The organism is Afipia sp. GW822-FHT03D08, assembly GCF_058801645.1.
Window position 1 is genome coordinate 428,255 of sequence record NZ_JBXANK010000002.1, and the last position, 20,576, is coordinate 448,830.

The 20,576-nt window shown below is 61.2% G+C and carries 21 protein-coding genes; 11 read left to right on the forward strand and 10 right to left on the reverse strand.

What is annotated here, in order from left to right; genetic code table 11:
* Positions 1–80: 80 nt before the first annotated feature.
* Complete coding sequence (gene soxZ / locus AC1RM7_RS16965) at positions 81–410, reverse strand: thiosulfate oxidation carrier complex protein SoxZ (protein WP_024919725.1); 330 nt, start codon at positions 408–410, stop codon at positions 81–83.
* Positions 411–449: 39 nt separating this feature from the next.
* A complete protein-coding gene (gene soxY, locus AC1RM7_RS16970) occupies positions 450–914 on the reverse strand; it encodes a thiosulfate oxidation carrier protein SoxY (protein WP_006019587.1) in 465 nt (154 codons plus the stop codon).
* Positions 915–1,135: 221 nt separating this feature from the next.
* Between soxY and soxA the strand changes: the two genes are divergently transcribed.
* From soxA to AC1RM7_RS16990, 4 genes are all read left to right on the forward strand, one after another.
* Positions 1,136–1,960 (forward strand): sulfur oxidation c-type cytochrome SoxA, encoded by an 825-nt coding sequence (gene soxA, locus AC1RM7_RS16975; RefSeq protein WP_006019586.1) that lies wholly within the window; start codon positions 1,136–1,138, stop codon positions 1,958–1,960.
* 14 nt (positions 1,961–1,974) lie between these two features.
* Positions 1,975–2,607, forward strand: coding sequence for a sulfur oxidation c-type cytochrome SoxX (gene soxX / locus AC1RM7_RS16980; protein ID WP_024919726.1), 633 nt, complete (start codon positions 1,975–1,977; stop codon positions 2,605–2,607).
* Positions 2,608–2,637: 30 nt separating this feature from the next.
* Positions 2,638–3,135, forward strand: a complete 498-nt coding sequence (locus AC1RM7_RS16985) for a GlcG/HbpS family heme-binding protein (protein ID WP_024919727.1) — start codon at positions 2,638–2,640, stop codon at positions 3,133–3,135.
* A 541-nt stretch (positions 3,136–3,676) separates the two neighbouring features.
* Positions 3,677–4,033 carry a hypothetical protein gene (locus AC1RM7_RS16990; RefSeq protein WP_161638786.1) on the forward strand — a complete coding sequence of 119 codons (357 nt, stop codon included), beginning with the start codon at positions 3,677–3,679 and terminating at the stop codon, positions 4,031–4,033.
* Between the two features lie 23 nt (positions 4,034–4,056).
* On the opposite strand, the gene AC1RM7_RS16995 is transcribed toward AC1RM7_RS16990, so the two are convergent.
* Both AC1RM7_RS16995 and AC1RM7_RS17000 read right to left on the reverse strand, forming a co-directional pair.
* Entirely contained in the window at positions 4,057–4,644 is a 588-nt protein-coding gene (locus AC1RM7_RS16995; protein WP_024919728.1) for a SoxW family protein, read from the reverse strand.
* 20 nt (positions 4,645–4,664) lie between these two features.
* Positions 4,665–5,405, reverse strand: a complete 741-nt coding sequence (locus tag AC1RM7_RS17000; RefSeq protein WP_024919729.1) for a cytochrome c biogenesis CcdA family protein — start codon at positions 5,403–5,405, stop codon at positions 4,665–4,667.
* Between AC1RM7_RS17000 and AC1RM7_RS17005 the strand changes: the two genes are divergently transcribed.
* The 3 genes from AC1RM7_RS17005 to AC1RM7_RS17015 all read left to right on the forward strand — a co-directional run bounded on the left by AC1RM7_RS17005 (position 5,392) and on the right by AC1RM7_RS17015 (position 7,430).
* Complete coding sequence (locus tag AC1RM7_RS17005) at positions 5,392–5,847, forward strand: thioredoxin fold domain-containing protein (protein ID WP_034460337.1); 456 nt, start codon at positions 5,392–5,394, stop codon at positions 5,845–5,847. The genes AC1RM7_RS17000 and AC1RM7_RS17005 overlap by 14 nt on opposite strands.
* 23 nt (positions 5,848–5,870) lie before the next feature.
* The gene (locus AC1RM7_RS17010) at positions 5,871–6,248 is read left to right on the forward strand and encodes an ArsR/SmtB family transcription factor (RefSeq protein ID WP_006019580.1); all 378 of its coding nucleotides are present in this window, start codon (positions 5,871–5,873) and stop codon (positions 6,246–6,248) included.
* Positions 6,249–6,320: 72 nt separating this feature from the next.
* Positions 6,321–7,430: a YeeE/YedE family protein gene (locus AC1RM7_RS17015; RefSeq protein ID WP_024919731.1), complete on the forward strand. Its 1,110-nt coding sequence runs from the start codon at positions 6,321–6,323 to the stop codon at positions 7,428–7,430.
* A gap of 3 nt (positions 7,431–7,433) precedes the next feature.
* On the opposite strand, the gene AC1RM7_RS17020 is transcribed toward AC1RM7_RS17015, so the two are convergent.
* Positions 7,434–7,898 carry a DsrE family protein gene (locus AC1RM7_RS17020; protein WP_024919732.1) on the reverse strand — a complete coding sequence of 155 codons (465 nt, stop codon included), beginning with the start codon at positions 7,896–7,898 and terminating at the stop codon, positions 7,434–7,436.
* Between the two features lie 93 nt (positions 7,899–7,991).
* Complete coding sequence (locus AC1RM7_RS17025) at positions 7,992–9,041, reverse strand: YeeE/YedE family protein (RefSeq protein ID WP_024919733.1); 1,050 nt, start codon at positions 9,039–9,041, stop codon at positions 7,992–7,994.
* Positions 9,042–9,368: 327 nt separating this feature from the next.
* On the opposite strand from AC1RM7_RS17025, the gene AC1RM7_RS17030 reads away from it, so the two are divergent.
* The gene (locus AC1RM7_RS17030; RefSeq protein WP_024919734.1) at positions 9,369–12,203 is read left to right on the forward strand and encodes a bifunctional transaldolase/phosoglucose isomerase; all 2,835 of its coding nucleotides are present in this window, start codon (positions 9,369–9,371) and stop codon (positions 12,201–12,203) included.
* A 15-nt stretch (positions 12,204–12,218) separates the two neighbouring features.
* Here the strand turns inward: AC1RM7_RS17030 and AC1RM7_RS17035 are convergent, their stop codons facing one another.
* A complete protein-coding gene (locus AC1RM7_RS17035) occupies positions 12,219–13,109 on the reverse strand; it encodes an NAD(P)-dependent oxidoreductase (RefSeq protein WP_024919735.1) in 891 nt (296 codons plus the stop codon).
* An 83-nt stretch (positions 13,110–13,192) separates the two neighbouring features.
* Positions 13,193–14,623, reverse strand: coding sequence for an aldehyde dehydrogenase family protein (locus tag AC1RM7_RS17040; protein ID WP_024919736.1), 1,431 nt, complete (start codon positions 14,621–14,623; stop codon positions 13,193–13,195).
* A 440-nt stretch (positions 14,624–15,063) separates the two neighbouring features.
* Here AC1RM7_RS17040 and AC1RM7_RS17045 point away from each other — a divergent pair, with 440 nt between their 5' ends.
* From AC1RM7_RS17045 to AC1RM7_RS17055, 3 genes are read left to right on the forward strand one after another with little or no spacing between them, the layout of a single operon-like run.
* Entirely contained in the window at positions 15,064–16,122 is a 1,059-nt protein-coding gene (locus AC1RM7_RS17045; RefSeq protein WP_492839153.1) for an acyl-CoA dehydrogenase family protein, read from the forward strand.
* 14 nt (positions 16,123–16,136) lie between these two features.
* Complete coding sequence (locus tag AC1RM7_RS17050; protein WP_024919738.1) at positions 16,137–17,297, forward strand: acyl-CoA dehydrogenase family protein; 1,161 nt, start codon at positions 16,137–16,139, stop codon at positions 17,295–17,297.
* A gap of 26 nt (positions 17,298–17,323) precedes the next feature.
* Positions 17,324–18,109: an enoyl-CoA hydratase/isomerase family protein gene (locus AC1RM7_RS17055; RefSeq protein ID WP_024919739.1), complete on the forward strand. Its 786-nt coding sequence runs from the start codon at positions 17,324–17,326 to the stop codon at positions 18,107–18,109.
* Here the strand turns inward: AC1RM7_RS17055 and AC1RM7_RS17060 are convergent, their stop codons facing one another.
* Together AC1RM7_RS17060 and AC1RM7_RS17065 are read right to left on the reverse strand one after the other, a co-directional pair.
* Complete coding sequence (locus AC1RM7_RS17060; protein ID WP_024919740.1) at positions 18,110–19,468, reverse strand: carbohydrate porin; 1,359 nt, start codon at positions 19,466–19,468, stop codon at positions 18,110–18,112. It lies immediately after the preceding gene.
* 12 nt (positions 19,469–19,480) lie between these two features.
* Positions 19,481–20,500, reverse strand: a complete 1,020-nt coding sequence (locus AC1RM7_RS17065) for a CorA family divalent cation transporter (protein WP_492943895.1) — start codon at positions 20,498–20,500, stop codon at positions 19,481–19,483.
* Positions 20,501–20,576 lie beyond the last annotated feature (76 nt).

The following is a 20,576-nucleotide window of genomic DNA, read 5'->3' on the forward strand; positions in this document are numbered from 1 at the left end:
GACCACCTTTGTCCCCTCATCCGAGGGAAACGATTTTCAGAAAGCTTGCGCCCGCACGGCATCGCGCCGTGGGGAAAAGATCAACCCACCGTCAGCTTGTTCTTGGCGGTGTATTCCGAGCCGTCGTCATCCTTCCAGGTGAAGGTGAACTCGCCGGTCTCGGACGCCTTGTAGAAGAACGACTGGTATGGATTGGCCGAGATCGCCGGATTCCAGTCCGCCTCGAATACCGGCTTGCCGTTGAAGGTCGCGGTGAACTTGTTGATGATCTTGCGCGGCACGACCTTGCCGGCCGAATCCTTGCGCTGGCCGGACTCCATTTCGTGGGAAATGAGGGTTTTGATTTCGATCAGTTCGCCCGCCTTCGCAGTGGCAGGAACGCGAACGCGCGGTGTGGGTGCATTGGCCATGGAAATATCCTCGCCTGAATTTTTTCTTAAGTGATCCGATTAGCCGCCGCAGCCGCCGATGGTCACTTTCACATTGGCTTTTGTGGTGTAGAGCGCGCCGTTCGACATCTCGGCGACGCACACGATGTTCTGGGTCTGCGCGAGGCGCATGCGGGTCGAGGCGGATGCCTTGCCGCAGGCCGGCGTGAACTTGTAGGTCACGACGCCCGGCAGCGGATTGCCGTCGGCGAACACATGCACCGCCTTCACGTAATCCGAATCTGTCATCGGGCTTTCGACCTCGACATTGACCGGTACCACGAGACCGTTCTCCGCGATCTCCGGCACATCGAGCTTGATCTTGCCGCTGTCGAGCTTCTTGTCGCCGTACAGTTTCTTGATTTCGGCGGCGACGGCCGCTTCATCCGCGAACACCATCTTCGGCGCGAGCACAGCGGTCAAACCCGCGATCGCTGCGAGCGTCAGCGCGTCACGGCGCGTTGGTTCAGTGAACTTCAAATTCATCAATGATTCCTCCTGCGGGAGTCTTGTGCATCCCTTGACGATAGTATCGCTTGACGATGCCAAGCCTGATCTATCATGATCCGCTCACATCATTATATTCTTTTTCTTGAATGTAAAGATGTTCTAGTGTGGCAATCCGAAAGCAGCATCGGCTTGGTGCATCAGAGCAATCCGGGAACCGACAAGACCGCGCAGACGGTCTGACGGAGGGAGGGACAAAAATGAGACGGACCACGATTCGGTCGGCAATCGCCTTTGCGATTTTGATGTGCGCATCGAGCGCCCCTGCTCTGGCGCAGGACGCCAGCGAAAAGGAAATCGAGCGCTATCGCGCGATGATTTCCGATCCAATGTCCAACCCCGGTTATCTCGCGGTCGATCGCGGCGAAGTGCTCTGGAGCCAGAAGCGCGGCACCAAGGACGTATCGCTCGAGACCTGCGATCTCGGTCAGGGCCCAGGCAAGCTGGAAGGCGCGTTTGCAAAGATGCCGCGTTACTTCAAGGACGCCGACAAGGTGATGGACCTTGAGCAGCGCCTGCTGTGGTGCATGACCAACATCCAGGGTCTGGACACCAAGGACGTGATCGCGCGCCGCTTTTCCGGCCCGGGCAAGCCCTCCGACATGGAAGACCTCGTCGCCTACATCGCCAACAAGTCGAACGGCATGAAGATCGACATTCCGCTCAGCCATCCGAAAGAGCAGGAAATGGCTGCGGTCGGCGAAGCGCTGTTCTATCGGCGCGGCGGCGTGAACGATTTCTCCTGCTCGACTTGCCATGCGGAGGAAGGCAAGCGCATCCGGCTTCAGGGTCTGCCGGACCTGTCGAAGCCCGGCAAGCTGCCGCAGGAAACCATGGCGAGCTGGCCGACATATCGCGTGTCGCAGGGCGCGCTGCGCACCATGCAGCACCGGCTGTGGGACTGTTACCGGCAGCAGCGCTGGCCGGTGCCTGAATATGCCTCCGACGCCCTCACCGCGCTGACCGTGTTCCTGCAGAAACAGGCCGCGGGCGGCGAAATCAACGTCCCGTCGATCAAGCGTTGAGAGAGGAGCGCATCATGACAAAGACAATCAAGATCACCGCGCTGGTTCTCGCCGCTGGTTTTATCGCCCTGCCGTTCTCCGCATCCGCGCAGACCGCGCCGAAGACCATCGATCCCGCCATCGTCGATGCCTATGTGAAGGCGACATTCGGCAAGGCGCCGCCGGAATGGCAGGAGCGCATCGTTCCCGACGAGACGCTGAAGACCTGCAACGCCTATCACAACAACGTGCCTTCGGCGGAAGCCGACAAGATCGTGCAGCGTGAGCTTGCCAAGGTCGTCTATCCCGCCGACGGAAAATTCCTCGGCGACTGGAAGGAAGGCCGCAAGGTCGCCAACAACGGCCGGGGCGGGCAGTTCTCCGATCCACCGGACACGGTCGCGGGCGGCAACTGCTACGCCTGCCATCAGTTGGAAAAGTCCGAAGTCTCCTTCGGCACGCTCGGGCCAAGCCTGACCAACTACGGCAAGGACCGCAAATACGCACCGGACGAGATCAAGAACGCTTTCACCAAGATCTACGATTCGCAGGCCGTGTTCGCATGCTCCAACATGCCGCGCTTCGGCGCGAACAAGGTGCTGAGCGAGCAGCAGATCAAGGATCTTGTCGCGCTGCTGTTCGATCCGGAATCGCCGGTCAACAAGTAGGCCGGCTGCAAGCCAGGCGGAGATAACGGGATGAAGATACACACTCTGCTGGCGATCGCGGCTGTCTGCGCCCTCGCCTCGGCTCCGTCGCGTGCGCAGGACGCGACCGTCGCCACCAAGTCGCTCAACCCCGAGATCGCGCTCGACGCGGCGAAGGCGGCGCTCAATGATTGCCGCAAACGCGGCTACCAGGTGTCGGTTGCGGTGGTCGATCGTTCCGGCACGCCGCAGGTGATGCTGCGCGATCGCTTCGCGGGTGCGCACACGCCGCCCACGGCCACCGGCAAGGCGTGGACCGCGGTCAGCTTCAAGAGCAACACCACCGATCTTGTCGCCGCAACACAGGCGCCCGCGATGCAGGGCCTGCGCCAGCTTCCCAATGTGGTGCTGATCGGCGGCGGCGTGGTGATCGAAGCCGGCGGCACGATGCTCGGCGGCATCGGCGTGTCGGGTGCACCGGGCGGCGATGCGGACGAGGCCTGCGCCAAGGCCGGCATCGCGGCGATCAGCGACAAGCTGGATTTTTGAGGCGGCGCACTCACCAAACATTCGATGTCGTCCCCGCGAAAGCGGGGACCCATAACCACCGCATATCGTGGTGATGCAGGGACACGGTCAAGCAGAGCGATACAGCTGTTGTTTCTGTCATTCCGGGGCGCGCCTCTTCGCGCGAACCCGGAATCCATTTCTCCAACACCGCGATGGATTCCGGGCTCGCGCAACGCGCGCCCCGGAATGACGGCGGATAGTATCGCGCAGATGGCTGCAACATTTCGTGATGGGGATACGCATCCTCGTGTTCTGAAGCGCGCTTATGTTCGGCACGTCCTGCTCGTGAGGGGCGCTTCTCGAGGGCGCTTTGAAGCGGAGCAGGATGCGGCGCCTGCGCGCGTGTCTCGCACACACGCGCCCGGGAGGCTGGGGTCACCGTCCGGGCCAACTATGTGGCTCTGCCGTTCGCCGGCTGGACGCGGAGCGGACGAAGGCGGCGAAAGCCGTCCGGATCAGAGGTCGAGTAACCTCCCCCGTCCGCACCCGGAAGTACGGTCCCCTCGCCCAAAGTCCCGCAATGGAGCGCCGCAAGGCGATGCGCTTTCGGACCTCACATCGCTTCGCACGCGATGCCGGAAGCGAAACGAAGACAAGGTGCGCCTCGCGGCGCTCCATGCCCCTCGTTGTTTGTGGGGCGAGTTTCACAGATCAACTCGCGATCAATCGCGAGAGCAATCATGCGTGGCTGTTTAGAAGTGGCTGTTTGAAAATTGAATCGGAATGCGATGTGACGTACGCAAGTGCAACACCTACGATTGTCATCACCGGGCTTGACCCGGTGATCCACGCCTTGCTTGCCAACCTTGAGATAGTCGTGGATGGCCGGGTCAAGCCCGGCCATGACGAATTGAGAATGGTGCGGGATGTCCGCTGAACATCGAGTGCGATGGAAAAAAGTCACGCCTGGCGCTTGAGCCATTCCGGGAACGGCGACGACTCGTAACCCTTCTCGCGCACGTAACGAAACATGGCGAGGAATTCGATGGGCTCCAACAGGCCCGGCATACGCGCCACTTCCCGCGCCTGCCCCTTCAACGCAGCGAGTCCGTCAGCCTTCTCGGGGAAAAACTGGATGGTCGGCGTGAAGCGAATGCCGTAGGCCTCGCCGAACGCCTTCTCGCTGCGCTTGCGCCCATCGAAATCAGTCACTTCGCGCGCGCCGATATGATTGAGATGAAGGATCTCGAAATTGTCGCGGATGTAACCCTCGATCTTCGGGTCCACCATATGCACCTCATGCATCCGCTTGCAGGCCGGGCAGCCCTTGAGGCCCCACATGATCGCAAAGCGTTTGCCCTTCGCCGTCGCGCCGGTGAGATCCTCGGACACGTCGAGGAAGCTCTCAAGATACCAGTCCATATGATAGATGCCATCGTCACCGAGCGTCGCCTTTGCGAAGGCTGGCGCGGCGCGCAGGCTCAGAGCGCCCATGCCGAGCGCGGCGATGGCGTGCCGCCGGGTGAGATGAGTCTTGTTATTGGGCAATTAAGCCTCCCTCTGTCGCGTCAACCGACCGATCCAAACACCGGAAATGTTTCCAGCAGCCAGCCGGCGATGCGCGGCATCCCGCCAGTCAAAAACAGCACGCCGGTCAGCACAAGAGCGCCGCCGATCACCTTTTCGATAGTCTCCATGTGGCCGCGCAGCCGCGCCATCATCCGCATGAACGGCCCGGAGAACAGCGACGCCAGCATGAACGGAATGCCGATTCCGAGCGCATAGGCCCCGAGCAGCAGCGCACCCCGCGCCGCCGATCCCTCGATGCCAGCGACCACGAGGATCGCGGCCAGTACCGGCCCCACACAGGGCGTCCAGCCGAACGCGAAGGCGAGGCCGACGATATAGGCACCCAAAAATCCTGCGGGTTTCGAGACGTTCTGAAATCGCGCTTCGCGAAACAGGAGTCCGATCCGAAAGACCCCGAGAAAATGCAGACCGAGAATGATGATGATCACACCCGCAACAATGGCGAGCGTGTCGAAGTAGGCGGTGACGGTTTTGCCCAGTGCGGACGCCGATGCGCCGAGCGCGACGAACACCGTGGCAAAGCCGAGCACGAAGGCGAAGGACAGCGCGACCACGCGCCAGTCCGGCCGCCAGCCGCGTTTGTCCTCGTGCGTCAGGTCATCGAGGCTGATGCCCGCCAGAAAACACAGATACGGCGGCACCAGCGGCAAAACGCAGGGCGAAAGGAACGACAGCACCCCCGCTCCCAGCGCCCCGGCAATAGAAATGGAAGAAACCACGGATTTTCCGGCTCTGGTAGATACATGCGAATTCGTGTATATGTATCACATGCCGGGACAAACGCTCGCAAAAACCGTCGCCGCCGCTGCACTTTCAACAACGGTGCTGTGGTGTGGCATTGCGCAGGCCGCCGAACTCGTGATGTTCGAGCAGGCTGGCTGCGTCTATTGCCAGCGCTGGGAACGCGATGTCGGCGCGCTCTATGAAAAGACTGACGAAGCCAAAGCGCTTCCGCTCCGCCGCGTCGATATCCAGCAACAGAAGATGAGCGGCATCGCCCTCGCCTCGCCGGTCCGCTTCACGCCGACCTTCATCGTGGTGGACAACGGCCGTGAGATCGGCCGCATCACCGGCTACAGCAATGACAATGCGTTCTGGGGATTGCTCGACGCGCTTGCGGCGAAGCTGCAGACCGCGGCGCGCGAACTGAACCGAATCTGATCCACCGCTTGAAAGCCACGCCTATGACATCGATCCTTTCATCCGAACTGGAAACCGAGCTTCGCGACGGCGCGGAATATTCGCCCGAACTCGACCAGTTGATGCGCAAGGCACGCAAGGCCAGCAACTTTCTCAAAGCCTTGTCGCATGAGAACCGGCTGCTGCTGCTCTGCCTGCTGGCCGAACGCGAACGGTCGGTCACCGAGCTTGAGAACATTCTGTCGCTGCGGCAATCGGCAGTCTCGCAGCAACTCGCGCGGCTACGCTACGACGGCATGGTCGATACCCGGCGCGACGGCAAGACGATCTACTACAGCCTCGCCAACGAGGACGTCCGCCGGGTGATCTCGGTGGTCTACGATATTTTCTGTGCGCCGGTGGAGGCCGCAGACAAGAAATAAACCTGCCGCAATGGCAGGCGGACGCGACATGGCCCGCAAGGCTTCACGTCGCGCCGGTCCGGGAGAAACGCCATGCAGAACATGTCTGCCTGGATGCAAGCACTCGGCGGTTTCGCCATCGGCGTCATCGCGGGCTTCGCCGTGCGCCATGCGCGGCTGTGCACATTCGGCGCGATCGAAGATGCGCTGATGGGCGGTGACAGCCGGCGGCTGCGCATTTTCGGGCTGGCGCTCGGCATCGCCATTCTCGGCACCCAGGCGCTTGTTCTTGGCGGCGTGCTCGATCCTGTCCTTGTGACCTACACGCCCGCAGCCTTGCCGCTGGTCGCAATCCTGATCGGAAGCGTGATGTTCGGTGTCGGCATGGCGATGGTCGGCACCTGCGGCTTCGGCTCGCTGGTGCGGCTCGGCACGGGCGATCTGCGCAGCCTTGTTGTGGTGCTGATGCTGGGTGCTGCGGCCTACGCCACGCTGCGCGGAATCCTTGCCGGCTTCCGCATCGAGTTTCTGGAATCGCTGTCGCTGCCGATGCCTGATGGCGCACGCGCGGACATTGCATCGCTGTCGTCGCAGGTTCTCGGGATCGATATCCGCGCAGGTCTCGCCGTGATCGCAGGAGCTGCCCTGTGCTGGCTCGCGCTGCGCGATCCTCGGCTGCGCCGCGCGCCGCGGCTTCTGTCCGCGGGAATCGTGCTCGGCTTGTTGATTATCGCCGGGTGGATTGTCACGACATGTGGGGTGGATGAATTCGCAGGTCCGGCGAAGCCGCAGAGCCTCACGTTCGTCTCCACCGTCGGCAAGGCGCTTTACGCCGGCTTGCAGAGCGTCACGAACTTCGCAGATTTCGGTGTTGGAAGCGTGTTCGGCGTCGTCGCCGGATCTTGGTTCGCCGCATGGCGTTCAGCCGAACTGCGCTGGGAAGCATTCGACGACGATCACGAAATGCGCCGTCATCTCGGTGGCGGTGTGCTGATGGGCGTCGGCGGCATTCTTGCCGGCGGTTGCACCATCGGTCAGGGACTGACGGCAGGATCGATGCTCGCGCTGTCCGCGCCGCTTGCCATTGGTGGCATGATTGTCGGTGCGCGGCTTGGCATCGCCATTCTGGTCGACGGCTCGCCCCGCCACATCATTCAGCGCCGCTGGGCCAGCCTGCTCGGGAAAAGCGATCCGGCCGAGTAAGGCTCAGGGGCGGATAACGGTGTAGCCACCCTCGCTCAAGGTCAGCAATTGCCCGACGCCGACCTGGACTTCAATCGCATGCGGATTGGTCTTCGGCCGCTGTCCGGTCTCGCGTTCGATGGTGTCGAGCGTATTGCCGCAGACATCGAAACGAACGCCCTGCGTGACGAGGCTATCGACCAGCGAGCGGTTCTCGCTTTCCGCGCGAAGCAGATCGATACCGGGGCCGAACGCGACGACCTCAATGGCGATCTTGTCCTGCCCGTAGGCCTTTTGAAGGTTGCTGGCCACACTCAGCACCAGCCGCTGCTTCTTCTGATCGGAATCGGAAATCTGCAGCGCGATGAAGTGTTCGGCGAACGGCTTGTCTTCGGGAGGTTTTGCCTTCGTCTGCGCACTGGCTGGATGCGAGATGGCCAAAGCCAGCGCGGCACATGCAGCGGAGTAGATCAGTTTGCGGCGATTCATGACGAGCCTCTTGCGACAACGCACCGGAGAATGCCGGAGCGATGCCGGGAGAACAAGCTGTTCGCCGTGAACGTTCCGGTGAACGCGCGTTCCTTAGCGCGTAGCAAGGGCCGGAATGACGACCGCACCGCGAATGCCGAGCGCTGCGCCCGACACGATTCCCGCAACCGCGATAAACGACGGCATGCCGAGCGTCGACAGGCCGGTCAGACCTTGGCCGATCGAGCAGCCGTAAGCCATCGCACCGCCGATGCCCATCAACGCTGCGCCGGAAATCGAACGCACCATGTGGCTCGGAGAGGTATAGCCCTCAAGCTTGAAGCGCCCGGTCAGAACTGCCGTCAGGACGCTGCCGGAGAGCACGCCAACTACCAGCGCGACGCCGAAGCTCAGCGTCAGGCCGGTCGACAGCATCGTGTACTGCAAGGTGTCGGCAATCGGTGAGACGAACGAGAGCGACGTCACCGGAATTGGATTGAAATCATCGGCACCAAGCCAGCCGGTCGCGAGCCATCCGGCGGTGACCAGAAGACCGACCGCGAGACCGGCGGCGATCTGGCCATAAGCACGGCGGAACTGGCGGTCGGAAAATGCGAAGATCAGCAGGCCGCCGACCACAATCAGTGTCACGGCGATACGGGCCACAAACTCATCAATGCCCACGGTGGCAAGCAGCGCCGGCGCCGAAACGGCGGCCGGCGTGATCTGGGTGGCCTGGAGCAAGGCGAGACGCGCAGGCGCGATCAGCCCCTTCAGGGTCATCTGCGCGGCAATACCGATGATAGCAATCACAACCAGCGAACGGAGATTGCCCTTGCCGAGGAGAACGAGCGCACGCGAAGCGCAACCATTGGACAGAACCATGCCAAAGCCGAACAGCAGGCCGCCCGCGAAAATCATCGGTGCCGAGAATGATGGCTGCAGATAGATCGACTTGGCGATATCGACGAGGCCTACGCCTGCGACGAGCTGGGTTCCCAGGATCGCAATAGCCAGCGCCAACGCGTAGCTGCGGACCTTGCGGCCATCGTTCGCGGTCCACCAGTCGCGAAGGCTGCTCATCAGACAGAACCCGCTGAGAAGGCCGACGACGCCGAACGCGAGACCAATCGCAAAACCAGCGGAGACCGGGATACCGGGCATGATGGAACTTCCTTGACCACAAGGGTGACGTTTGTAGAATAAATATCTATTCGCACCCCTCGAAATGGTCCATATCGCTGAAAAACTAAGGATGTTATTGCCCTGACGGCAGAAAATGGGGAGATTCCTTCCCCTGTCCGAAGCGGCAGGCGGAAATTCTTCTCCGGCGGCCGGGTAAAAAATCGGGCCGTCAGCGGCACTCTCTATAATACCGCCGCACGAGCGGTCTATTCTCGACGAATGAAACCATCGACACGCGAGATTCTTTGACAACAGCAAGCCTTGCAGCCGACAACATCCTCCCCTCCGCCAATTCCCAGAGACGGTATGAACCCAGTTAAAGCTCTCACGACCCATGGCCAGGCGATCTGGCTCGATTTCCTCGCGCGCGGTTTCATCGCCAACGGCGAACTCAAGGCGCTGGTCGACAGCGACGGAGTGCGCGGCGTCACATCCAATCCCTCGATCTTCGAGAAAGCGATCGGCGGCAGCAATGAATATGACGAGGCGGTTTCCGCCCTCCTGGGCGAGCGCGACCGTTCGGCGAGTGATCTCTATGAAACGCTCGCAGTGGAAGACATCCAGCGCGCGGCGGATGCGCTGCATTCGGTCTATGACGACCTGAAAGGCGCGGACGGCTACGTCAGTCTCGAAGTCTCGCCATATCTCGCGCGCGATACCGAAGGCACCATCGCCGAGGCGCAGCGGCTCTGGACCAGCGTCGGCCGCGACAATCTGATGGTGAAGGTGCCCGGCACCCCGGAGGGCGTCCCGGCGATCCGCGCGCTGATCTCGCAAGGCATCAGCATCAACGTCACGCTGCTGTTCTCGCAGAAAATGTACGCGGAAGTTCTCGAAGCCTATATCTCCGGCCTAGAGGAATTCGTCGCTGGCGGCGGCGATCCCAGGCGCATCGCCAGCGTGGCCAGCTTCTTCGTCAGCCGCATCGACACCGCCGTCGACAATCAACTCGATGGCAAGATCGCCGCGGCGAGCGGGGATGAAAAGGCCCGGCTCGAAGCGCTCAAGGGCAAGGTTGCCATCGCCAACGCCAAGCTGGCGTATCAACACTACCTGAAAGTGATCGGTAGCGATCGTTGGAAGAAGCTTGCGGCGAAAGGCGCGCAGGTTCAGCGCCTGCTCTGGGCCTCGACCGGCACCAAGAACAAGGCTTACAGCGACGTACTGTATGTCGAGGAACTGATTGGACGCGATACGGTGAACACCGTGCCGCCCGCGACCCTCGATGCCTTCCGCGATCACGGCAAGCCGCGCGACAGCCTTGAGCAGAACATTCCTGACGCCGAGCGTGTTCTGGCAGACCTTGCGAAAAGCGGCATTTCGCTTGATGCCATTACCGACACACTGGTCGACGATGGCGTGCAGTTGTTCGCCGAAGCCTTCGACAAGCTGCTGGGTGCCGTCGCGCAGAAGCGGACGGCAATCCTCGCTTCGCGTATCGACGCGCAGACCATCACGTTGCCGGCAGAGATCGAGAAGGACGCCAGGGCACTGTCGGAACGCTGGCGTGCAAACGGCACCATTCGCGCGCTGTGGCAGCGCGATGCCAAGGTTTGGACCGGTGGTGACGAAGCCAAATGGCTCGGCTGGCTCGATGTCGTCGCGCGCGAGCAGAACGAAGTCGAACGCTATGTCGCATTCTCCGGCTGGGTAAAGAGCAAGAACTTCACCGACATCGTCGTGCTCGGCATGGGCGGCTCGAGTCTCGGGCCGGAAGTGCTTGCCGAAACTTATGGCCAGATCGACGGCTTTCCGAAGCTGCGCATTCTGGACTCGACGGACCCTGCACAGGTTCGCCGAACCGAAGCCGCGATCAATCTCGACAAGACGCTGTTCATCGTGTCGAGCAAATCCGGCGGCACCACAGAGCCCAACGCGCTCATGGAGTATTTCTTCGTTCGCGCCGGTGCAAAGGCCGCAGAGCGTTTTGTCGCGGTGACCGATCCCGGTTCATCGCTTGAAAAGGTGGCGACCGCGCGCGGCTTTGCGCAGATCTTCCACGGCGAGCCGACCATCGGCGGCCGTTATTCAGTGCTCTCGCCGTTCGGGCTTGTTCCGGCGGCTGCGGCTGGAATCGATATTTCTGAGCTTCTCGGTCTCGCGAGCGCGATGGTGCGTTCCTGCGGTCCCGACGTGCCACCTGCGGAAAACCCTGGCGTTCAGCTTGGCCTCGCACTCGCCGCTTCCGCCAAGCACGGCCGCGACAAGCTCACGCTCACAGGATCGAAGCGCATTGCGGATTTCGGCGCATGGGCCGAGCAACTGATCGCCGAATCCACCGGCAAGAACGGCAAGGCGCTGATCCCGCTCGAAGGCGAGCCTCTCGGTAAGCCAGAGATTTACGGCAAGGATCGCGTGTTCATCGATCTGCGGCTGAAGGACGACAGCGACAGCGCTCGTGAAACAGCGCTGGCTGCGCTGGAAGCCGCCGGCAATCCCGTCGTCCGCATTACCGTGACGAGCCCCGCGCATATCGGACAGGAATTCTTCCGCTTCGAGATCGCCACCGCAGTGGCCGGGGCGGTGATGGGTGTCAATCCGTTCGACCAGCCGGATGTGGAAGCCGCAAAAGCGAAGACGCGAGAGCTGACGTCCGCGTTCGAGGCGTCAGGCGCGTTGCCGGCCGAGACGGCTGTCGCAACCGACGGCGCGATTGCAATCTTTACTGATACCGCGAATGCAGACGCATTGCGAAAGTCCGGGGCCGATGGCGATCTGGCATCGTGGCTCAAGGCCCACCTCGCACGCATCAAGGCGGGTGATTATATCGCCGCCCTCGCCTATCTCGACCGCAACGACGCCAACATCGCTGCGATACAGAATATCCGCAAGACGATCCGCGACAGTAAACAGGCCGCAACCTGTGTCGGCTTTGGGCCGCGCTTTCTGCATTCCACCGGACAGGCCTACAAAGGCGGCCCGAACAACGGCATATTTTTGCAGATCACTTCGGATAACGCGGACGATCTGGACGTACCCGGCCAGAAGATCAGCTTCGGTGTCATCGAGGCAGCGCAGGCACGCGGCGATTTCGGTGTGCTGGCGGAACGCGGGCGGCGCGCGCTGCGGCTTCACATCACAGGCGATGTGGCGAAAGGACTCGCAGTCATCGATGCGGCGGTTCAAAGCGCCTTGAAGTAAGCATCGGTCTGCGCGTCAGCGGTCCTGAATCGCTGACGCAATGAATCGATAGATGTCGGTGTGGTCGGCATTCTTGTCGAGCGCCGACTTGGCCTTCTCCCAAAACGCGGCGATGGTTTCCGCATTCGAGTTATCCAGCCCGACAAGCTTCGACAGATCGGCGGCGATGCGCAGATCCTTGGCCATCAAGGCCAGGGAGAAGCCTGACGCGAACGTCTCCGAGATCACGAACTGCTTCATCTTGACGTCGGTGGAGTTGTTCTTGCCGGTCGATGCATTGAGGACGTCAATGACCGTGTCCGGTTGCAAGCCGAAGCGTCGGCCGACCAGCAGCGCTTCGCAGGCTGCGACGAGTCCTGCGGCAGAGACGTAGTTGTTCAGCGCCTTCATCGCGTGGCCCGAGCCAAGCGGGCCGGTCGCGAAGACGGATTTCGCCATGGCTTGCAGCACAGGCTTCGCCCGCTCGACAAGCGCAGCATCGCCTCCAGCCATGATCGACAGGGTGCCGTCGATGGCGCGCTTGACGCCGCCGGACACCGGCGCATCGATCAGCCCAATCCCGCGCGCGGCAAGATCCTTGCCAAGCGACTGCGTATCGACAGGCACCGATGAACTCATGTCGATGATCAGCGCATTCTTCGCAAGGACATCGGCGACGCCCTGCTCGCCGAGCACAGCCTCGCGCACGATTCGGCTGTCCGGCAGCATGGTAATCAGGATCGACGCATTTTTGGCGGCTTCGCGTCCGCCCGCAAAGACTTCTCCGCCCGCCGCGGCAAGCGCATCGCGCGCAGGCCCTGACGGATCGGCACCACGAACCTTGAAACCGGCAGCGATGCAGCGCTTCGCCATGGGCAGGCCCATCTGACCCAGACCTACAAAGACAACGGTGTCGCGTGTCGCCATGGTGCTTACCGATCCAGGTTGGCCTTAGAATAAAATATGCCGGCGCGAGCAATCCCGCGCCGGCAAAATCATAGCGGACAATCTCAGGCTGCGTTGAAGCCTGCGATCGCCTTGGCTTCGAGATACTCCTCGAGGCCGAACTTGCCCCACTCGCGGCCGTTGCCCGACTGCTTGTAGCCGCCAAATGGCGCGGTGCGCTCATTCGGCACGCCGTTGAGGTTGACGTTGCCGGCGCGAATCTGACGTCCGACCTTGCGCGCGCGCTCGACGGTACCCGCCGAGACATAACCTGCAAGACCATAGGGCGTATCGTTGGCGATCTTCACCGCCTCCGCCTCGTCCTTCGCGCCCATGATCACCAGAACCGGCCCGAAGATTTCCTCGTTGGCAATCGTCATGTCGCTGGTGACATCGGAGAAGATTGTCGGGCGAACGTAGAAGCCCTTGTTCACGCCTTCCGGCAGACCGGGACCACCGGCGACCAGCGTGGCGCCCTCGTCGATGCCCTTCTGGATCAAACCTTGAATCTTGTCCCACTGGATGCGGTTGACGACGGGGCCGATCGTGGTGCCCTCGGCGCGCGGGTCGCCCGCCTTGGTCTTGTCCGCGACGGCCTTGGCGATCGCTGCGATCTCCTTGATCTTCGCCTGCGGCACGATCATGCGCGACGGCGCGTTGCAGGACTGGCCGGAGTTGTTGAACATATGCGCCACGCCGCCGGTCACAGCCTTGGTGAAATCGGCGTCGTCGAGAATGATGTTCGGCGACTTGCCGCCCAGTTCCTGGCTGACGCGCTTCACGGTGTTGGCTGCACGCTTGGCGACGTCGATGCCGGCGCGGGTTGAACCCGTGAACGAGATCATGTCGATCCCGGGATGTTCGCTCATGGCAACGCCGACATCCGGACCAAGGCCGTTGATCAGGTTGAACACACCCTTCGGCACGCCCGCTTCGTGCAGGATTTCAGCGAAGATCAATGCCGACGACGGCGTATATTCCGACGGCTTCAGGATCATGGTGCAGCCGGCTGCGATCGCAGGCGCGACCTTGCAGGCGATCTGGTTGAGCGGCCAGTTCCATGGCGTGATCATGCCGATCACACCGACCGGTTCGCGAACCACGACGGCTGAGCCGATCGGCTCCTCGAACTGATAGTTCTTGAGAACTTCGAGCGTCGAAACGAGATGGCCGAGACCGGCGCCGGCCTGCATCTTCTCCGCCATCGGCAGCGGCGCGCCCATTTCGTCGGACACCGCAGCGCCGATGTCCTTCATCCGGGTCTTGTAGACCGCAATAATCTTTTCGAGCAGCGCGACGCGCTCTTCGCGGCTGGTCTGAGAGAAGGTTTCGAACGCGCGGCGGGCAGCAGCGACAGCCTTGTCGACGTCGGCTTTCGATCCAACGGCAATTTCATACATCGCTTCTTCCGTCGCCGGATTGACGACGGGAATGGACTTCTTGACGGCGGGGTCGACCCAGCTTCCGTCGATATAAAACTGCATACGATTGGTCATGACGTTTCCCTTGTACTGCCGCGTTCTTGCGTAAGGATGGATGGAATCGATCATACGATCGGTGAATTCATCTACCGGCTATCGCCGATATCTCTCAATCGTATCTTTGTTGTGGCAGCAGCGAAAGGGCGCATTTCCCGATCACCCGAGATGCGGGGTTGGTGCATGCGGGGCATGCGGATATCGCCATGAAGACCAGTCTGTCCGGCTGTGGCATTTGCGAGAACCCAATCTGATTTGACACCGTTCGGAGCGAAAGGATACCGTTCCTGACAGTGCCATTTCATTGCTTTCAGCCGCTGGCTGGCACTCCAATCCGACGCTCGTTGCGTTGCAAAAAATCGGTCCCGCCTCGACGGCTGGACCAAAAAAGTGCGGGACTTTGATGACTGACAGTCAATTGCGCGGGTCTTCAGAACGGGCAGCAAGGGCATCCTAGTGTGACCGAGAACATCGTTGCGGAAACCGCCGAACGGATCTTTTCCGACCTCGCCGACGCTCAGAACCTCAACAACGCCACAAACGACGGCTGGAAAACACCACTCTGGGGTGCGCTCACCGATGCGGGGTTACCGCTCACATGGGTGCCGGAGGACTGCGATGGCTCGGGAGCCAGTCTCGCAGACGGCTTCAGCGTTGCGAGTTCGGTGGGCCGATTTGCAGTCCCTGTTCCGCTAGTCGAAACAATGCTCGCAGGCTGGCTGCTGTCGCAGGCCGGACTTCCCTCGCCCGCCGGTAAAATGACAGTAGCTCCGGCGCGGCCGCAGGACCGCGTCACGATCAGCACGGATGGCTCTCTCAGCGGACGGGTTCGCGGTGTGCCGTTTGCGTCGGATGCCGCGCATATCGCAGTGATCGCACAAGACGCAAAGGGGTATTCCATCGCGCTGGTGGAAGCCTCCGCCTGCCGGATCGAGGCCGGCGAGAGTCTCGGCAGCGACGCGTCAAACACCGTGACATTCGATAACGTTAAACCTCTTTCGTCCAGGCCGGCATCATCCGACATGACGCCGGCGTCGCTGATGCTGATGGGCGCGACTGTGCGCAGCCTGCAGATCGCAGGCGCGCTCGAGACCATGCTCGACATGACGGTGCGCTATTCGAACGAACGTGTTGCATTCGAAAAGCAGATCTCGAAATTCCAGGCGGTGCAGCACAATCTCGCGCGACTCGCTGGCGAAGTCGCGGCCGCTGGGGCCGCGGCTGGCTCCGCCGCCGACGCCATCGCGAACAGTTCGTCGTTCGATGATGCGGTTTTTCTGGAAGCGGCCTCGGCAAAGATCCGCTGCGCGGAAGCCGCCGAGAAAGGCACGGCCATTGCGCATCAGGTGCATGGCGCTATCGGCTTTTCGATGGAGCACATTCTGCATCGCTACACCCTTCGCGCGCTGGGATGGCGCGACGATTTCGGCCATGAAAGTTACTGGGCAACCGAGCTCGGTAAATTCGTTGCCGCGCGGGGCGCGGACGAACTGTGGCCATTGGTCGCCTCGCGCTGACAAAGGAATTGATCATGACCGCAGCGCTTCGTTTTGACCAAATTCGTCTGCCGGAAGAATGCGAAAAACTGCGGCATGAGGTGCGCGCTTTTCTCGCCGAGGAAATCGCCGCCGGTACCTTCAATCCGCATGAGCCGCAGCGCGAAGACACCGACGTTCCGGAATTCAGCCGCCGGGTCGGCGAGCGCGGCTGGATCGGCATGACCTGGCCGAAGAAATATGGCGGACACGAGCGCACGTTCCTTGAACGCTATGTCGTCACCGAGGAAATGCGTATCGCCAACGCGCCCACCCGCCGCTTCTTCGTTGCCGATCGCCAGAGCGGCCCGGTGCTGATCAAATACGCCAACGAGCGGATCAAGATGGACATCGTGCCGCGCATCTGCCGCGGCGAAGTCTGTTTCGCTATTGGCATGAGCGAGCCGAACTCCGGCTCCGACCTGTTCGCCGCCAAGACCAAGGCAACCAAAACCGACGGCGGCTGGCTGATCAACGGTACCAAGATCTGGACCACCTCGGCGCATATGGCCGACTACATGCTGGCGATATTCCGCACCTCTCCGCCGACCAAGGAGAACCGGCGCCACGGCCTGACGCAGTTTCTGGTCGACATGAAGACGCCCGGCATCACCGTCAACCCGATCGAGCAGATCAGCGGTCTGAAGGAATTCAATGAAGTCGTGTTTCAGGACGCCTTCATGCCGGACGATCATGTCCTCGGCGAAATCGACGGCGCATGGAAGCAGGCGACCAGCGAACTCGCCTATGAACGCAGCGGGCCAGAGCGGTTTCTGGAAACCTATTACGTGCTGACCGAACTGGTGCGTGCGCTTGGATCGAAACCCGATACGCGCGGTGCAGAAGGCATCGGCCGGCTGGTAGCTCAGCTTCACACCATGCGTCGCATGTCTGTCTCTGTTGCAGGCATGCTCCAGGCTGGCAAAGAGCCGGTCGTGGAAGCATCGATTGTCAAGGATATCGGCACTATATGGGAACAGCAGCTTCCGCATCGCGTGCGCGATCTGGCAGCCTTTATCGACACCGACGCCTCCAATCACAGCACGCTTGAAGATCAACTCGCATTCGCCACCAAGATTGCCCCGAAACTGACCATTCAGGGCGGAACGACGGAAGTGCTGCGCGGGATCATCGCGCGTGGACTTGGGTTGCGCTAAACCAGCAATAAAGAAAGAGGACCTCAATGAGCGGCTTTACCGACATCGGCGTGGAAGAGCACGGACACGTCACGCTGATCGAGATTCGCCGGCCGCCGCTGAATTTCTTCGATCTGTCCCTGATCCGCCAGATCGCCGACGCACTCGGGCAGATTGACAACGATATAGACGCCCGCGCCGTGGTGCTTGCCTCACAGGGCAAAGCTTTTTGCGCCGGCGCAAACTTCAATCGGCCGGCCGATTTTGACGGCGATGCCGCGTCAGGCGACGGAACCACTGGCGACCTTTACCGCGAAGCCGTCCGCATCTTCAGCAACAAGAAGCCGATCGTTGCCGCGGTTCAGGGCGCAGCTATCGGCGGCGGACTGGGACTTGCGGTATCGGCTGATTTCCGCGTCGCCTGCCCCGAGGCACGCTTCGCTGCAAACTTTACCAAGCTTGGATTCCATCCCGGCTTCGGGCTGACCGTGACGCTGCCTGAGGTGATCGGGAAAAACAACGCGGCCTTGATGTTCTATACAAGCCGCCGCGTGACCGGTGAGGAAGCATTCAAGATGGGCCTCGCCAACATCCTGGTCCCGCAGGATCAGGTGCGTGCCGAAGCATTCAAGCTCGCTCATGAGATTGCCGAAAACTCGCCATTGGGATTGATGTCGACACGTGCGACAATGCGGGCGGGCCTTGCGGATCGGGTCAAGGCACAAACCGACCACGAACTCGCTGAGCAGACCTGGCTGCGCGAAACCGAGGATTTTCAGGAAGGCATCAAGGCGACCGCAGAGCGGCGCGCCGGAAATTTCAAGGGACGATGATCAGTAGTTGAAGGTACTGCGTAGACCGAACACCGCAGCGTCCTTGATGCGCCTCGTCTGGGTCGGGTCGTTGGGATCGACCACGCCCCCTCCCGGATGAAAGACATACTGGAAAACCGGCTGAACGGTCCAGCCGGTTTGAATCTCCGCCAGATAAGTCATCTCGAACACAGCTTCAAAATCGCGCACCGGATACGGTGTCCCCGTAAACGTCTGAGCGTCGCGATCGGCTGCGCGCGCCGCATCGGAAATGCGCGCATAGGTCATCGCAACACCGAACTTGTCGTTGGGACGCGCGTCACTGAAGCCTGAGAACTGGAAACCGCCGTCGATGTAAAAGCTGATAAGGTTGCGATCCGACGGACTGATGGATGTCCGGACGAAAAAGCCAACCCCCTTGTCAGAACCCGGCGTCGCGCGCGACAGCATCTGCTCGTACACCCCGAAGATCCCCTGATTCCCGCGTCGTTTCAGCGGGACACCCGAGCTCAGAGGGTCCGCCTGCAGAAGGCCATCCGCCGCGTATCGCATGTCGCCGAAATCGCCGAGATGCTTCCAGGCGCCGCCGGTCAGCGTGCCCGGCAAATTGCTTTCACCAAGTTCAAAGCCGTATTTGAGCTGCCCGATGATCCATGCCGGATCATTGACGCGAAACAGCAATCCGTGCGGATTTGCGATCTGTGGATCAACCAGCCTGTCCGGCGGCGCGGCATCGCCGTCGAAAATCGCGGCATAGGCCGTGATATTTTCGGCCAGTTGCGCCTTGATGCGAACGCCCGGTACGGCCAGCGGTGGTGATGGGCCGCCGCTCAGCAGATTGATGCCGGTGATACCCGGCCACCCAAGCGCCGAGTTGGTGAAAATGTCGTCATACTTGCTGTCGATAAATTCGACATCGGATGCCTGCTGTCCAACACGAACCAGCAATGCGCCGCCGAACAGCGATTGCTCAATCCACAATTCATACAAACGCGTCGCGTTGAGCGCTTCGACGCCGCTGACCAGCATGAGGTTGCCGACATAATCGCGCGACAGACCCTGACCGTGAATCTGGAACATGTTGGCGTGGAACTTGGCGCCGGTCCAGCCGACGACTTTTTCGAGATCAATGTCGGTGCCGAGATCGAGACGTCCTGTATAGATCGAGCCGCGCCGAATGCCGCCCGACGCATTGCCGAACACCTCCGATATATACGTCGCATTGAACTGGATGCCCCAATCGGCCAGAAGCTCGCGTGGGCTTTTCGTTATGGATTTGTCTGGCGCCTTTGCATCCGCCGCCCAGGCACCATGAAGTGAAAGCACACATATGATGCTCGCGGTCGCGACGGTCCGCAGCGTTTTCAACGAATGTTGCACGGCGATCTCGAGTTATCTCAGGATGCCGAAGCGCTTCATGATGAAATAGGCGAGCGCGGATGACGAGACGATCAGAACGCTGGCCGTCATAAATCCGGTCTCCACGTCGGTCAGCGGCAATCCCTTGGTGTTCATGCCGAAAACGCCGGTCACCAGCGTCGGCGGCAGCAGCAGCGCCGTCAGAACCGACAGCAGATGGATACTTTTGTTTGTCTGCTCCTCGATCTTGAGGTGTAGCTCTTCCTGAAGCAGCCGGCTCCGCTCGCGCATTTCCACGACCACGTGGTCGAGCGCATCCAATCTCTGCGCGAGCTTGCCTGCGCGCAGCCGCAATGCCGGCTTGAGCGCCTCCGGCCCTTGCTGATCAAGGCGGCGGAACATCAGCAGAAGGCCCGACAACTGGCGATGCAGGCGGACACAGGTACGACGCAGCCGGCCCAGATCCCTGCGAAGATCGGTCGAGTCGTCGGACAGGATCTTCTCCTCGATGCTGTCGAGTTTTGCTCCGACCTCCTCGGCAACGCGCTCCATCGTCTCCGCCACGTATTCGACGATGGTTTCGAGCAGAGCAGCTGCGCTGCTGATGCGCTGCTGGCCGCTTTCGAGAACGCGCCGCGTCGCATCGACGGCACATAGTGCGTGATGACGGCCGCTGACCAGCAACCGTTCGGTCATGACAAAATGAAGGTAGCCGGTTTCTTCGGTGACACGGTCAATGGCGCGCACCAGATCGGAAAAGACGCCGTAGATACTGTCGTCAGCAGCGTGGATCTGCTGGAAATTATCTCGTGACAGCAGCAGCGCCTTGCCTGCCTCCGGAATGTCGAGGTCGGCCGATGCGAGCCATTGATCGGCGCGCAAATCGGCAAGGTTGAAATGCAGCCAGAGCAACCCGTCACCGCGCAGGTCGACCGGCTCATCTACGTTCAGCGGTTCGGCACTTCCATTGGCATGAATCCGGAACGCCCATACCAGACCCGGAATCTGCGCCGCATGCGGTGAATGCCTGGCCGCGATACCCTCAGCCGTCAACGCTTCTGCTTGCACGATAAGCCCCAACCGCCCAAAGCTCACAACACTACCGGAGGCTCCTAAGCGAGCCACCTGG

Excerpts from the sequence above, each read along its gene's own strand:
- AC1RM7_RS17055 (WP_024919739.1), top strand. The coding sequence starts at position 17,324 with ATGAGCGGCTTTACCGACATCGGCGTGGAAGAGCACGGACACGTCACG.
- AC1RM7_RS17035 (WP_024919735.1), bottom strand. The coding sequence starts at position 13,109 with ATGGCGACACGCGACACCGTTGTCTTTGTAGGTCTGGGTCAGATGGGC.
- AC1RM7_RS16985 (WP_024919727.1), top strand. The coding sequence starts at position 2,638 with ATGAAGATACACACTCTGCTGGCGATCGCGGCTGTCTGCGCCCTCGCC.
- AC1RM7_RS17010 (WP_006019580.1), top strand. The coding sequence starts at position 5,871 with ATGACATCGATCCTTTCATCCGAACTGGAAACCGAGCTTCGCGACGGC.
- AC1RM7_RS17015 (WP_024919731.1), top strand. The coding sequence starts at position 6,321 with ATGCAGAACATGTCTGCCTGGATGCAAGCACTCGGCGGTTTCGCCATC.
- AC1RM7_RS17050 (WP_024919738.1), top strand. The coding sequence starts at position 16,137 with ATGACCGCAGCGCTTCGTTTTGACCAAATTCGTCTGCCGGAAGAATGC.
- AC1RM7_RS17020 (WP_024919732.1), bottom strand. The coding sequence starts at position 7,898 with ATGAATCGCCGCAAACTGATCTACTCCGCTGCATGTGCCGCGCTGGCT.
- AC1RM7_RS17005 (WP_034460337.1), top strand. The coding sequence starts at position 5,392 with ATGGAAGAAACCACGGATTTTCCGGCTCTGGTAGATACATGCGAATTC.
- soxZ (WP_024919725.1), bottom strand. The coding sequence starts at position 410 with ATGGCCAATGCACCCACACCGCGCGTTCGCGTTCCTGCCACTGCGAAG.
- soxY (WP_006019587.1), bottom strand. The coding sequence starts at position 914 with ATGAATTTGAAGTTCACTGAACCAACGCGCCGTGACGCGCTGACGCTC.
- AC1RM7_RS17040 (WP_024919736.1), bottom strand. The coding sequence starts at position 14,623 with ATGACCAATCGTATGCAGTTTTATATCGACGGAAGCTGGGTCGACCCC.
- soxA (WP_006019586.1), top strand. The coding sequence starts at position 1,136 with ATGAGACGGACCACGATTCGGTCGGCAATCGCCTTTGCGATTTTGATG.
- AC1RM7_RS17030 (WP_024919734.1), top strand. The coding sequence starts at position 9,369 with ATGAACCCAGTTAAAGCTCTCACGACCCATGGCCAGGCGATCTGGCTC.
- soxX (WP_024919726.1), top strand. The coding sequence starts at position 1,975 with ATGACAAAGACAATCAAGATCACCGCGCTGGTTCTCGCCGCTGGTTTT.
- AC1RM7_RS17025 (WP_024919733.1), bottom strand. The coding sequence starts at position 9,041 with ATGCCCGGTATCCCGGTCTCCGCTGGTTTTGCGATTGGTCTCGCGTTC.
- AC1RM7_RS16990 (WP_161638786.1), top strand. The coding sequence starts at position 3,677 with ATGGAGCGCCGCAAGGCGATGCGCTTTCGGACCTCACATCGCTTCGCA.